This window comes from Sulfitobacter sp. 1A13496, from assembly GCF_043557225.1.
GTDB classification, from domain to species: Bacteria; Pseudomonadota; Alphaproteobacteria; order Rhodobacterales; family Rhodobacteraceae; genus Sulfitobacter; species Sulfitobacter faviae.
This window is the reverse complement of sequence record NZ_JBIFFP010000007.1, coordinates 110,978-124,880: the sequence shown is the minus strand read 5'-3', so window position 1 is coordinate 124,880 and position 13,903 is coordinate 110,978. Positions and strand designations below refer to the sequence as shown.

The window sequence follows — 13,903 nt, the reverse complement described above, 5'->3', positions numbered from 1 at the left end:
AACTTTATTGTGCAAACGCTGCGAAAATCGACACTCTCCTTCGGCGCGGATGGCCTGCGGATATCGCGCGTTCTGAGCAGGGCGGAGACAGGCCCCGCCCGCCCCTCAAACCGCCCAGCGAAAGCCGGTTTCCGCCTCGGACCGCTCCCAGAGCCTGACCATCGTCTCTTTGTCATAGGCATAGGGCTCCAACCTGCCGCGCCCGACCGGGCCGACCATCTCCATCCGGCCTGTAGGGCCGTAAAGCGCGCGCTGCTCCAGCCCATCCTCGGTGGCGCACATGACCTCGGGATATGCGCCGCGCTCCGCCGTTTGAACGATCGGCAATTTCGACATCAGCCACCAAGTGAACCGGGTCATCAGCCCGCCGCTGGTGCTGATCAAAGAGGTGGCCGAGGCACCGGGGTGACAGACATAGACCGCCACGTTCCTCCCCGCCCGCGCGACGCGGTCCTGCAACTCATAGGCAAACATCATCTGCGCCAGCTTGCTTTGGCTATAGGCTGGGTTGGCGCGGTAATTCTTGTCCCAGTTCATGTCGTCGAACTGGATGGTGCGCAGGCCCATCTTGTAACCAAGGCTTGCCACCACCACGATCCGGCCATTGCTTTCGTCGATCCTGTCGAAGAGCATGCCGCAGAGCAGGAAGTGGCCGTAGTGATTGGTGCCGAGCTGGCTTTCGTGGCCCGCCTTGGTCAACTGGCGGTTTGGCACCTGCGCGATGGCGGCGTTGCAGATCAGCGCATCAATGCGGGGAATGTCGCGCAGAACCTCTGCCGCCGCGCGGCGCACCGACGGCAAATCGGCAAGGTCCATCTGCACGAAACGCACCTGCGCCGCTGCGCCAAATTCGTCATTCAGCTTGGCCACCGCCTCTGCTGACCGTTCCGCGCTGCGGTTCAGCATCACCACCGCGGCACCTTTGCTCAGCAAGGTCCGCGCTGCCTGAAATCCGGCCCCCGCATTGGCCCCGGTGATCACGAAGGTCTTCCCCTCTACCCCGTCAATCTGCTCAGGGGTCCAGCCGTGCGCGCCGAAAGTCTTATCTGTCATGGTCTCGTTCCTTAGCTTTACTGAGGCATCGCGCCCCGTTGACCCTGCAGATAAATCTCAGCCCCCTACGGAAATAGACCGGATTGTCGCGATTACTTGCCTGATCCTCTCACAGCCATTGCATGAAACGCTCATGCGGTCCTAATCTCCACGCATGAGCAAAGACCAAATCCGCCATATCATCGAACGGCACAGCCATGCCGACGGGCTGACCGAGACCGGCATCAAGGGCGTGCAGTATTTCCGGGCGACCAGCGCGATCCCTTGCGCGCCTGCGGTCTATGAACCCTCTGTCATCGCCATCGTCAGCGGCGCGAAAGAGGCCGTGCTTGACGGTCAGCGCTATGTCTATGACGACAGCCGCTATATGTGCTGCCCCATGTCGATGCCGGTCAAAGCGGGCACGCCAAGCGCCTCGCCCCAGACCCCGCTATTCGGCGTCTACATCGCTTTGGATGCGCGGCTGATGGCGGAGCTTTCGCTCGAAATGGAAAGCGCGGGGAGCCTCTTCCCCCCTGCCCCCGCCGACCTGCGCGCCGAGGGGATCAAACTCGCGGCATGGGACGGGGCCTTCTCCGACGCCCTGCTACGCCTGCTGCAATTGAGCGAAAGCGAAACCGACCGCGCCGTGCTGGCCGAAGCGCGCCTGCGGGAGCTGTACTACGCCATCCTGAAAGGAGAGGCAGGGCTCTTTGCGCGGCGGGCCTTCGGGGCGGGCAATGCCGTGGCGCGGGCCATCTCGCATGTCGCGGCCCATCTCGACGCGCCCATCTCTATCGATGCCATGGCCCAACGCGCGGGCATGAGCCGCGCGGTATTTCACCGCAAGTTCAAACAGGTAACGACGATGTCGCCGATACAATTCGTCAAATCCATGCGCCTGAACAATGCCGCCGTGAAAATCGCAGGCGGCGCCACGGTCAGCGAAGCGGCATTGGCAGTGGGCTATGTCAGCGCCTCGCAATTCAGCCGAGAGTTCAAACGCATGTACGGCCAATCCCCCCGCGAATGGGGCGACGCGCAGCAGCTAGTGGCGGGGGTGGTTTAGAGGGGGTCTCCGCCCCTCCCCCCTCAAGCCGTCAAGCGACAGAACAGCCCCGCCGCCAGTTTCGCACGTTCGGTGAGGCTGTCGACATAGATATGCTCCTGCAACGTATGCAGCCCCTTGCCGCGCACGCCGATGGAATCCAGCGTCGGCAGGCCAAGAAAGCCGGTGAAATTACCGTCCGATCCGCCCCCGGCAGAGCTTCCGGTGATCTCGATCCCCAGTTCGCCCCCAATCTCCTGCGCGAGCTTCAGCATCGCCATCGTGCCGGGCTGGTCGGGTTCCCAAACCGGGCGGGTGACGCCGCGGCGGATTTCCATGATCACGTCGCCTTCGTCCGAGTTCAGCGCCATCATCTTTTCCACGCCTGCGTCGAGCTGCTCTTGCGTTTTTGCCATGGTGAGCACTTCGGCGTCGCAGACCGAGGAGACGCAGTTGACCCATTGGCCCGCGTGAAAGACCCCAAGCGAGAAGGTGCAATCCTCGGTGGTCATGCCTTCGATCGTGCCCACGGCCTTGGCCATCTCCGCGATGGCCGAGCGGCCTTCGGAGAGCGCCCAGCCCGCGTGGCTGGGGCGCCCCCGGGTCTGGAGGTTGAATCGCGCGATGGCGTAGCGCCCGATCACCGCGCCGCCGTCGGGGCGGGCAGGTTCGGGGACGAGGATGTATTTATGGCGCTTCGCCTCTTCTTCGATCAGACGGCGGGTGGCGGGGGTGCCGATCTCCTCATCCGGGGTGAAAAGCACCGTCACCGGCAGCGGCGTCTCGACCCCGGCGGCCTGTAGCTTGCGCAGCGCATCGAGGTAGACGTAGTTGCCGCCCTTCATGTCCATCAGACCGGGGCCGTAGCAGATATCGCCTTCGCGTTTGTAAGGCAGGCTCGCCAAGGTGCCGAGCGGGTGAACCGTGTCCATATGACCCAAAAGCAGGATGCCCCCCTCGCCCGCGCGGGGATGGGGCATTTCAGCGCGCAGGCTGTCGCCCAGCCCCATGGGGCTTGGGATACGCTCTGTCCGTGCGCCCAAGACCGCCAGATCGTGCTGCGCCACATCCATCATCCGGTTCACCGCCGCCCCGTCGAATGTGGGGCTTTCAGTTTCGATCCATGGGCGCAGCCCGGTGAGCATCTCTTCGGTATCAAAAGGCAGATCGAGCGGGTTGGTCATGTTCAATATCCTTTCCTCCGCCGCGCGACAGCGGGCGGTTGGCTTAAATTAAATGATTGGCGCAAGGGCCTAGCCGCCGACCTTTGGCAGGCGCGTCTCGACAATCCGCGCGTAGATCGAGGCACCGACAGGCAAAATGGCGTCGTCCAGCACGAAGCCGGGGTTGTGCAAAGGCACGCTGCCCGCATGGCCCACGCGGCAATAGGCCCCCGGCACGACCTTCAGCATATCGGCAAAATCCTCCGACCCGCTGGCCTGTTCGGTCGAGACATGGGCGTTCTCGCCGCCCACCACGCTGGCCGCTGCTTCGACATAGGCGGTGGTCAGTTCAGGGTCGTTCATCAACACGTCAAAGACGTTACGGATGTCGACTTCGATCTCGATCCCATAGGCGCTGGCCATACCGGCGCAGAGTTCGCGCATCCGGGCCTCGGCCATCTCGATCACGTCTTGGTGGAAGTACCGGATCGTGCCCGCAATACTGGCGGTATCTGGCACCACGTTATAGGCCGAGCCCGCGTTGAATTTGGTCACCGAAAGCACGATCGGCTTGGTCGGCGGGGTGTTGCGGCTGACGACCGATTGCAACTGCTGCACCAGCGCCGTGCCGATGACGATGGGATCGCGCGACTGATGCGGCATGGCGGCGTGGCTGCCGGTGCCTTTGACTGTGATATCGAAAAAGGCCGCCCCCGCCATCGCCGCACCGGGGGTGACATTGACCACGCCCGGCTCTGCATTCGGATCGTTGTGCATGCCGTAGATTTCGTCGCAAGGGAATTTCTCGAAGAGCCCCTCCTCCAGCATCCGGCGCGCGCCGCCCAAGCCTTCCTCGGCAGGTTGAAAGATCAGCACCACGGTGCCGTCGAAATCACGGGTTTCCGCCAGATAGCGCGCTGCGCCCAAGAGCATGGTGGTGTGGCCGTCATGGCCACAGGCATGCATCCGCCCGGGGTTGGTCGAGGCATAGGGCACGCCGGAATCTTCGACAATCGGCAGCGCGTCCATATCCGCGCGTAGCCCGACACGGCGGTTGCCACCGCCCGCGCCCTTGATGATGCCGACAACCCCGGTGCCGCCCAGCCCTTCATGCACCTCGTCCACGCCATAGGCGCGCAGCTTTTCGGCCACGATGCCCGCGGTGCGGACCTCTTCGAACCCCAGTTCGGGATGGGCGTGGATATCTTGGCGGATGGCGGTGAGATCGGCGGCAAAGGCTTCGATCTTGGGAAGGACGGTCATGCGGTGGCTCCTGTCGTCATGGTGGCGCTGCCGAGCGCGCGGTAGTTAGCAAAATCCCAATGGCGGCCCGGGGCCGCTTCGATCAGGTTGCGTGTGTAGTCGTGATGCGGGTTGGCCAGCACATCGCCCGCAGGGCCGTATTCAACGACCTGCCCGCGCTGCATGACCAAGACCTCGTCACAAATCTGCGCGGCGACCCGCAGGTCATGGGTGATGAAAAGCATGGCCACGCCGAACTTCTCTTGGATGTCATCCAAAAGGTCGAGCACCTGCGCCTGCACGCTCACATCAAGGGCCGAGACGGCCTCATCCGCGACCAGCAGATCGGGCTTCATCGCCACCGCCCGCGCGATGGCGATACGCTGGCGCTGCCCGCCTGAGAATTGATGCGGATAGCGGTCGAGTGCATCGCGCGGCAGGTCCACCAATTCCATCAGTTCAGCCGCATGGCGCATCGCCTCTTCGCGCGGGGTGCCGAAGTTGATCGGCCCTTCGCAAAGGCTGCGCGCCACGGTCCAACGCGGGTTGAGCGAACGGTAAGGGTCTTGGAACACGATTTGCAGATGTTTGCGGTGGTCGCGCAGCTGACGGCGGGAGAGTTTGGCGATCTCGGTCCCCGCGACATTCACGCTCCCCGCTGTCGGGTCGATCAGTCGCATGATGGCCCGCGCCACGGTGGATTTGCCCGAACCGGACTCCCCCACGATGCCCAGCGTCCGCCCCGGTTTGATGGTAAAGCTGACCTCCTGCGCGGCTTTCACACCCTCGCTGCGGCGCAGGAAACCGCCGCCGCCATAAGTCATGTCGAGCCCGGCCACACGCACCACTTCGCTTTGCGATGCCGCCGCCCTTGCGGGCCGCGGGGTGAGGTTGGGCACAGCGGTCAGCAGGGTGCGGGTATATTCCTTCTCCGGCTTGGTCAGCAGCTTTTCAATCGGCGCGCGTTCGACGATCTTGCCCTGCTGCATCACCGTCACGGTATCCGCGATCTCGGCCACCACGCCCATGTCATGGGTGATGAAAAGCACGGCGGTGCCGTGGCGCTCTTGCATCTCGGCGATGAGCTTGAGGATCTGCAACTGCGTGGTCACGTCCAGCGCCGTCGTCGGCTCATCCGCGATCAGCAGATCGGGGTCGAGGATCAGCGCCATGGCGATCATGATGCGCTGGCGCTGCCCGCCGGAAAGCTGGTGCGGGAAGGCGCTGAAGATGCGGTTCACATCCGGCAGATGCACCTGATCCATCATGTCGAGCGTGCGTTTCTTGGCCTCGGATTGGCTCAGATCGCTATGCATGTTGAGCACTTCCATGATCTGCTCGCCCACCCGCAGCACGGGGTTCAGCGCGGTCATCGGCTCTTGGAAGATCATCGCGATCCGCCGCGCGCGCAGCTGGCGCATTTGCGCGTGGCTGGCGCTGGTGATCTCGAAATCGTCCAACGTGATGCTGCCGCTTTGCACCTCCAGCGCCGATTTCGGCAGCAGCCCCATAGCCGCCAGCGAGGTCACGGATTTGCCTGAGCCAGATTCACCCACCAAGCAATGCGTCTCGCCCGCGCGGATGGTGAGGTCGATCCCGTCGATCACCGGTTTCGCCTGTGGCCGCCCGGCAAGCCCGATGCGCAGGTCGCGCACTTTGAGCACCTCACGCGCGTCGGAGAAGTCTTTGGTCTTGAACTGCATCTCTCAGCCCTCCCGTTTCTTCATGCGCGGGTCGAGCAGATCGCGCGCGGTGTCGCCCAAAAGGTTGATCGACAGGATGCAAAGCGACAGCAGCAGCCCCGGCCAGAAGATCAGCCCCGGCTTGATCTGGAAATAGGTCCGCCCCTCGGCCATGATGTTGCCCCACGTGGGGATCTCGGTGCTGACGCCCGCGCCCAGAAAGCTCAGAATCGCCTCGATCAGGATTGCCGAGGCGCAGATATAAGTGCCCTGCACGATCAGCGGCGCCATGGTGTTGGGCATCAGGTGCTGGATCAAGATTTTGGGCATGGACGAGCCGAGCGCGATAGCGGCCTCGACATAAGGCTCCTCTCGCGCCGAAAGCACGACCGAGCGCACGAGCCTGACCACGCGCGGCACCTCGGGCACGGTGATGGCGATGATGACCGAGCCGAGGCTTGGCCCGTTCAGCGCCACCAAGGCAATCGCCAGCAGGATCGCGGGGATCGCCATGAGACTGTCCATGATCCGCATGATGATGCTGTCGGCCATACGAAAGAAGCCAGCCACAAGGCCGATGGCCAAGCCGATAGCAACGCTGACCAAAGCCGCCCCGACCCCGATCAGCAGCGACACGCGCCCGCCGGTCATCACCCGCGAGAAGGTGTCGCGGCCATAGGGATCGGTGCCCAGAAGATACTCTTCGGAAGGCGGCTTGAGCCGCGCGGCGGAGTTCATCGCCAGCGGGTCATAGGGCACGTAGAGCGGCGCCAAGATCGACGCGAGCACGATGGCCACGAGGATAAGCGCCGCCAGTAGCGGGCCGATACCGACCCTTGCGCCCGCAGGCAGGGAAAGCAGTCCGGTCAGCACCTGAAAGGCGCTGTGACGGGATTGGGGTTGCTCGATCATGTCAGTACCGGATCCTTGGGTCGAAGAATGAATAGGAGACGTCAACCAAGAGGTTCACGAAGACGTAGATGCCCGCCGTCAGCAGGATCATCGCCTGAATGACGGGGTAGTCGCGCGCGAGGATTGCATCGACCGTAAGCCGCCCGATGCCGGGGATGTTAAAGACGCTTTCCGTCACCACCACGCCCGAGATCAGCAGCGCGAAACCGGTGCCGATGATCGTCAAGATCGGCACGGCGGCATTGCGCAGCGCATGGCGAAACAGCACGACATTCTCGCGCACGCCCTTGGCCCGCGCGGTGCGGATGTAATCTTCGCCCAGCACTTCGAGCATGGAGGCCCGCGTCATCCGCGCGATGAGCGCCACATAGATGGTGGCCAGCGTGAGCGAGGGCAGAATGGCGCGCGAGAAGAACGGCCCGATGCCCTCCGAGGGCGCCTTGTAGCCCTGCACCGGCACCCAACGCAGTTCGATCGCGAAGACTTGGATCAGGATATAGCCGATCACGAAGACCGGCACCGAAAAGCCCAGCACCGAGAAGGACATTACCAGAAAGTCGACCCAAGTGCGGTGACGCCATGCGGCGATCACGCCCATCGGCACCGCCAGCAGGACAGAGATGGTGATGGTCATCAGCGCGATGTTGATGGTCGGCCCCAGCCGGTCGCCCAACATGCCCGCCACGGAGGTGTTCGACAAAAGCGATACGCCCAGATCGCCGCGCAGCAATTGCCCGATCCATGTGAAGAACTGTGTCAGCAGCGGATCGTTCAGACCCAGACGGTCACGGATCCGTTCAAGCTGTGCAGGGGTGGCGGCATCGCCGGCGAGAATGGCTGCCGGATCACCGGGGGTGAGACGCAGCAGGAGGAAGACGAAGATGGCGACGATCAGCATGACCGGGATCGTGGCCAAGACGCGCTTCAGGATATAGACGAGCATTTTCCGGAAGGTCCCTTTCGGCGGAAAGAAGGCAGACCCGGAAGCGGGGGCGCTGCCTGCGGGCAGAGATGACGGTGGAGAGCGCGGCGGCCGCGCCCTCCGAAAGGCTGGATTACTCCGCCTCTTTGGTCATGTTCCAAAACACCGGCACGGGCGATGGCAGCATGTTCTGGATCGTGTTGCGACGCGCCTGCGGGATCAGATATTCACCCATCATGATGTAGTTGACGTTATCCATGACGTGTTTCTGGATCTCGACGGCCACTTCCTTTTGCGCCTCGGGCCCTTCGGCCTTCATGAACTTCGCGCGCAGCTCTTCGACCTTGGGGTCGTCGGGCCATCCGAACCACGCCTCATCGCCACGGCCACTGACCATCACATTGGTCAGCGGGTCCGAAATCTCGGGCACCATCCAGTTGGTGAAGAACATGTTCCAGCCGCCCTCAGAGACAGGGCTTTGCTGGGCGCGGCGCTGAACGACCGATTGCCAGTCCATCGACTGCATGTCGACTTCGAAACCTGCTTCGCGCAGGGCTTGGGCGGCCACCACCGGCTGGTTGATCAGGCTGATCACATCCGTCGGCGCCATCAGCACGATGGGCGTGCCATCATAGCCCGCCTCTTCGAGCAGGGCCTTCGCCTTTTCCGGATCCGCGCCGCCGGTCACGATCTCAGCATCCGCTTCGTCGCCCAGAGGGGTCGAACAGCCAAAGATCGCGCCGCAGACGTTGTAATAGGCGGGGTCGCCCTGCATCGTTTGCAGCATGGATTCTTGGTCCAGCGCCGCCATCGCCGCCTGACGGACTAGCTTGTTGTCAAAGGGCGGGTGCAGGTGGTTGGGCCGACCGATGGTGACATAGCCAAGGTCATCGCGGGTCTCGACCGTGACCTCGGGGCTGGCGTCGAGGATCGGCAGCAGGTCGATCTGCACCTGTTCAAGATAGTCAATCTCCCCCGCCGAAAGCGCGTTGATCGCAGTGAGCGCGTCGGGCATCGTGGTCCAGACCACACGGTCGACATTGACCACCTTGCCACCCGCCATCCACGAGGCTTCCTCGTCACGCGGGACGTAGTCGTCGAACTTCTCATAGGTGACGTTCACGCCAGGCTCGTATTCATCTTGGTTAAAGACGAAGGGGCCGGAGCCGATATATTCCGTGATCGTCTCATCCGCCGAGGTTTCGGCCACACGCTTGGGCATGATGAAAGGCGGCACGGCGGATTGTTTGGAGATCACCGACAAGAGCGGGCCGAAAGGCTCGGTCAGGGTCCAGACGACAGTCTTCTCGTCGCTGGCTTCAAGGCTCTCGGTCACGTCAAAGATCAACTGCCCGCCGCCGTCACGCTTGCCCCAGCGTTTGAGCGAGGCCACGACATCTTCGCCAGTCACCGGCGCGCCGTCATGGAACATCAGCCCATCGCGCAGGGTGAAAGTATAGACGAGCCCGTCATCCGAGACGTCCCAGCTGGCCATCTGGGGCTGCGGCTCAAAGTTTTCGTCCACGGCGGTCAGCACATCATAGACCATATAACCGTGGTTGCGGGTGATATGCGCGGTGGTGATGACCGGATCGAGAACCCGCAGGCCCGAGTGCATGACCGCGGTGATGGTCGTTTCGCCATCCTGCGCCGCCAGAGAGCCGGGTGCCAAAAGCGCCGTGGTCGCGGCAAAGGCGGCGGCAAGTCCGCGCGACTGTTTCAGTGCCGATCGTAGAGGTATCATGTGGTTTTCCCTTGTTGAGTGATCTTTTGGTTTTTATTGGGCCACGGCGGTCTTGCCGCCCTGGTCAGGTGGTGCGCTTTGGGCACCCTTGGCCCCGAACCGGGGGCCATTCGGAGACAGCCGAAGCCCCGCACGCAGGCGCGTGAAGGGCAAATCGGCTGGATTGAGGGGCATCGGCCCCGGCGCACAGGCGACAAGGATGTCGCGCGCGATGGGGGCAAAGTCTGCCCGGAAATGGGTAGAGCTTTTGACCACCAAGAGATCCATCTCTTCAGGTTGGATGCCGACAAAGCGGAACATCTCGCGGTCGGCCATCTGGGCGATGCGGCTGGTCACGACGACATGGACCCCGCCGATGCGCAGACAGGCCGAAGGGCCGAGGTTCAGCGCCGTGCCGCCATAATAGGGGCCGGTCGCGCGCAGGGTTCCGTCGCAAAGATGCTGAACCGTCGCCACCGTTTCAAACGGCGCGTCATCCGTGATGTCGGCATGTCCGCCAAGGCGCAGGTTAACCTCGGCACCGACCCCGGCCTGATGCGCCGCTTCGGCGGCGGCGGGGTCGACGATCAACCCGATGGCCGCGTTCTGGGCCTCGGCCTTGACGAGCGCGCGCAACATGCCCGTGGTGGCCGATACGCCGCCCGCGCCGGGGTTGTCTTGAGTGTCAGCGATGACCACAGGCCCGCGCCCCGGCCCTGCGGCACGCGACAGCGCTTCGGCCACCGCCCTGTCGGGATCATAGGCCTCATTTTCCAAAAAGGCGGGCGCTGCCGCCTCATAGGCTGCGGCAAGCCTGTCGGCGGCGGCGTCTGCTGCAGTCTGCGTCGCGCCATAGGCGACGGCCACGGGGCCGCAATCGGGAATATCCGCCGCCGGGAAGCCCATGAACAGGCTGGCCGAGAGCGCCCCCGCGGCTTCGCAGGCGGCGACCCCCTCATAAAGTTCACGCCCCGGCGACATTTCGGTCGATTGAAACGGGATCGGCACCAGATATGACATCTGGCGAAAGGCTTTGGCCGGACGCTGCCCGGTGGTCATGATCCGGTCAAGCTGGCGGGCCGCGGCAGCGCCGGTATCTGCCATGTCCACATGCGGATAGGTGCGAAAACCGACAAGCACATCGACATTCGCAACGAAATCTTCAGAGATATTGCCGTGCAGATCCAGCGCCGTGGCGATGGGCACCTCCGGCCCCACGACCGCACGCAGACGGCGGACAAGCTCCCCTTCCCCGTCATCGAGATGCTCCGCCACCATGGCGCCGTGCAGGTCCAGAAAGACCCCGTCGAGCGGCCCGGCGTCCTGAATGCCTTCGATGATCTCACCCGCAATAGTCTCATAGGCGTCGCGGCTGACATGGGCCGAAGGGATCGCCCCCGCCCAGAGGATCGGCACGATGTCCCAACCCTGCGCCTGGCCCACCCGCAGCGCGCCCGCCATGCCAAGGTTAACCTCTTCGAAGGCGGGCAACACCGCCGCGCCGCGCACCATGGGGACATAGCCGCCGCCCAGTTGGAAAGCCTGCATATCCGCCGGATTGGGGGCGAATGTGTTTGTCTCGTGCAGAAAGCCCGCAACAGCCACGCGCATTCCAGAACCGCTTTCCAAACCTGTCTCCTTCGCCTTCTCGGCCCCGTCATCCGCGGGACCACGCCCATTGTGTATCGCATTGCAATACATCTATAGTGCACAGCAAGCGTAAGCGGCGCTTTAACGATTCGTCAACTACAGGCCATTTATGAGTAGATTTTTCCGTGAAGACGCCCCGCAGGCGGCGCAGAATCAGGCAGAGGACGACCGTTTGTTCGTCCGGGCGGCAGATCGCGCAATGCAGGTGCTGGGCGCCTTTCACAACGCGACCGGGCCGATGACCCTTTCCGACATCGCCAAGACCGCAGGCATCGACCGATCCGCGGCGCAACGGCTGGTCCATACGCTCACCAAACTCGGCTATATCCGGCGCAGCGGGGATGACCGGGGCTACCTGCCGGGGATCCGCCTGCTCGATCACACGCTTGATCTGCTGCGGCTCGACCCCGTGGTGCAGAAAGCCACGCCGGTCCTGCTGGAACTGCGCAAATCCCTGCGCGAACGGGTCGATCTCAGCCTCTATGACGAGACGCGCCTGATCTATGCCCTGCGCATGCAAAGCAAACGCGAGACCTTTTTCGCCACCCTCGTGGGCCATAGCGTGCCGACCTTTTGCACCGCGGGCGGGCGTGCCGCGCTGGCTCAGCTTTCCGATGACGCGGCGCGCGAAATCCTTACCCGCGCGCCCTTGCACCCCTTCACCGCCAGCACCAAGACCGATCCCGAAGCGATCATGGCCGAGCTTAGCATCGCCCGCGAAAACCGCTTTGCCGTGGTCTGCGATGAATATGCCTTGGGCGAAGTGGCGGTGGGCGTTGCCATCACCGACCGGAACGGCGCGCCTCTCAGCGCGATACATCTCGCAGGCTCCCTCTCAGAATACACGCCGGAGGAATTTGTCGCCAAGGCTGCCCCCCTCGCCATAGAGGCCGCCAGCGCCATCATGGCCGGGTGACCGCCCAAAGCCTCGAATATAGCCACCCCCGCCTTCGGCAAAGGGTTTCGCCGCGAATTTACTTGCGTTGCTAAATTCTTTCTCCGAAGTTCGCGACATCAGGGCGCGGATGCGGCTTTGAAAACGACTGAACGAAAGGAACCGGAATGACCGACAGTAAACCGCTTTGGCAATGGGACGCGCAGGAAATCGCAAGCGCGACCCGCGCAGGAAAACTCTCGGCGGTTGAAGCGACCGAGGCGGCGATCGCCCGCATGGAAGAGGTCAATCCGGCTTTGAACGCGGTGGTCGAGACCCTCGCCGATGAGGCCCGCGCCGAGGCCGCCGCCCTAGACAAAAGCGACGCGTCCAAAGGGCCGCTGCATGGTGTTCCGGTCACGATCAAGATCAACGTCGACCAAAAGGGCCATGCCACAAGCAACGGCGTGCCCGCCTTCAAAGACATCATCGCGCCCGAGGATGCGCCGGTGGTGCGCAACCTCAAACAGGCGGGTGCCATCGTGATCGGGCGCACCAACACGCCGGAGTTTTCCTTTCGCGCCGATACCGACAACCCGCTCTACGGGCGCACCCATAACCCTTGGGGGCAGCATCTTTCGGCGGGCGGCTCGTCCGGCGGGGCGGGGGCGGCTGTCATGGCCGGGATCGGCGCGCTGGCCCATGGCAACGACATCGGCGGCTCCTTACGTTTCCCGGCCTCGGCCAATGGCGCGGTGACGGTCAAGCCGGGGTTGGGCCGCGTGCCCGCCTACAACCCCAGCCAAAAGGCCGAGCGCGGTCTCTTGGCGCAATCCATGTCGGTGCAGGGGCTGATCGTGCGCAAGGCGGCGGACCTCCATCTGTCGATGCCAAGCCTGATCGCCGCAGATGCGCGCGACCCTTTCCATGTGCCTCTGCCCTGGCGCGGCGAAGCGATCGAAGGCCCGATCCGCGTGGCCTTCACCCGCGATGATTTCGGCTTTGGCCTGCACCCGGATGTTGCCACCGCGCTCGACAAAGCCGCCTCTGCCCTGTCCAACGCAGGCTACGCCGTCGAAGAGGTGGAACCGCCCCTTGCCTATGAAGCTGGCAAAAACGGCTATCGCGCCCTGATGGGCGAAGTCGAAGCGCTGATGGGCGAGGACATCCGAACCCATGGTTCCGACGATCTGAAGGCGATTTTTGAGGATTACTACGCCGAATACCCGCCCTTCAAAGGCACCGAACAGCTTGCTATGCTGGCCAAACGCACCCATTACGCGCGCGAATGGTCGCTGTTTCTTGAGGACTATCCCCTCGTGCTGACCCCCTTCATGTTCGCCCCCTTCTTCACCGCCGGGCGCGACACCGAAGGCCCCGAAGGCGTGCGCGAAGTCTTGGGCAAGGGGCTTTGGTCCTTCGTCATAAACTTCACCGGCCTGCCCGCGGGCAACATCCCCACGCATATCGCGGAACTGCCCCAAGGGCCGCAGCCCATCGGCGTGCAAATCGCAGGCCGCCGCTGGCGCGAGGACCTGATCGTTGACGCGATGACGGCAATCGAAGGTGAGATTGCCCCGGTTTGCACGCGACTGTGGGGGGCGTGAGCTAGCCTCAAAGTGTGACTCCGATGGCCCGCATCTACTGTGAGGCGG

11 protein-coding genes are annotated in these 13,903 nt (G+C 63.5%); 3 read left to right on the top strand and 8 right to left on the bottom strand.

The features are described 5' to 3' along the window. Nucleotides 1-105 precede the first annotated feature (105 nt). Nucleotides 106-1,053, bottom strand: a complete 948-nt coding sequence (locus tag ACGYLX_RS15405; RefSeq protein ID WP_394450537.1) for an SDR family oxidoreductase — start codon at nt 1,051-1,053, stop codon at nt 106-108. Nucleotides 1,054-1,207: 154 nt separating this feature from the next. On the opposite strand from ACGYLX_RS15405, the gene ACGYLX_RS15400 reads away from it, so the two are divergent. Further along, nucleotides 1,208-2,101: an AraC family transcriptional regulator N-terminal domain-containing protein gene (locus tag ACGYLX_RS15400; protein ID WP_394450535.1), complete on the top strand. Its 894-nt coding sequence runs from the start codon at nt 1,208-1,210 to the stop codon at nt 2,099-2,101. 23 nt (nt 2,102-2,124) lie between these two features. Here ACGYLX_RS15400 and ACGYLX_RS15395 read toward each other — a convergent pair whose 3' ends face one another. The 7 genes from ACGYLX_RS15395 to ACGYLX_RS15365 all read right to left on the bottom strand — a co-directional run bounded on the left by ACGYLX_RS15395 (nt 2,125) and on the right by ACGYLX_RS15365 (nt 11,335). Then, on the bottom strand, nt 2,125-3,264 hold the full coding sequence (locus ACGYLX_RS15395) for a M20/M25/M40 family metallo-hydrolase (protein ID WP_209217115.1): 1,140 nt from the start codon (nt 3,262-3,264) through the stop codon (nt 2,125-2,127). 69 nt (nt 3,265-3,333) lie between these two features. Further along, nucleotides 3,334-4,506 (bottom strand): M20 aminoacylase family protein, encoded by a 1,173-nt coding sequence (locus tag ACGYLX_RS15390; protein ID WP_394450533.1) that lies wholly within the window; start codon nt 4,504-4,506, stop codon nt 3,334-3,336. Beyond that, on the bottom strand, nt 4,503-6,188 hold the full coding sequence (locus tag ACGYLX_RS15385; protein WP_394450530.1) for an ABC transporter ATP-binding protein: 1,686 nt from the start codon (nt 6,186-6,188) through the stop codon (nt 4,503-4,505). The genes ACGYLX_RS15390 and ACGYLX_RS15385 overlap by 4 nt, the downstream gene beginning before the upstream one ends. A 3-nt stretch (nt 6,189-6,191) precedes the next feature. Further along, a complete protein-coding gene (locus ACGYLX_RS15380; protein ID WP_394450528.1) occupies nt 6,192-7,079 on the bottom strand; it encodes an ABC transporter permease in 888 nt (295 codons plus the stop codon). A 1-nt stretch (nt 7,080) separates the two neighbouring features. After that, nucleotides 7,081-8,022 (bottom strand): ABC transporter permease, encoded by a 942-nt coding sequence (locus ACGYLX_RS15375; RefSeq protein WP_394450526.1) that lies wholly within the window; start codon nt 8,020-8,022, stop codon nt 7,081-7,083. A 112-nt stretch (nt 8,023-8,134) separates the two neighbouring features. After that, on the bottom strand, nt 8,135-9,745 hold the full coding sequence (locus ACGYLX_RS15370; RefSeq protein WP_067266946.1) for an ABC transporter substrate-binding protein: 1,611 nt from the start codon (nt 9,743-9,745) through the stop codon (nt 8,135-8,137). A 33-nt stretch (nt 9,746-9,778) separates the two neighbouring features. Continuing rightward, nucleotides 9,779-11,335: a M81 family metallopeptidase gene (locus tag ACGYLX_RS15365; RefSeq protein WP_394450524.1), complete on the bottom strand. Its 1,557-nt coding sequence runs from the start codon at nt 11,333-11,335 to the stop codon at nt 9,779-9,781. A 148-nt stretch (nt 11,336-11,483) separates the two neighbouring features. Between ACGYLX_RS15365 and ACGYLX_RS15360 the strand changes: the two genes are divergently transcribed. After that, entirely contained in the window at nt 11,484-12,290 is an 807-nt protein-coding gene (locus ACGYLX_RS15360; RefSeq protein WP_322329014.1) for an IclR family transcriptional regulator, read from the top strand. A gap of 146 nt (nt 12,291-12,436) precedes the next feature. Beyond that, nucleotides 12,437-13,855: an amidase gene (locus ACGYLX_RS15355; RefSeq protein ID WP_394418941.1), complete on the top strand. Its 1,419-nt coding sequence runs from the start codon at nt 12,437-12,439 to the stop codon at nt 13,853-13,855. The last annotated feature ends 48 nt before the right edge of the window (nt 13,856-13,903 follow it).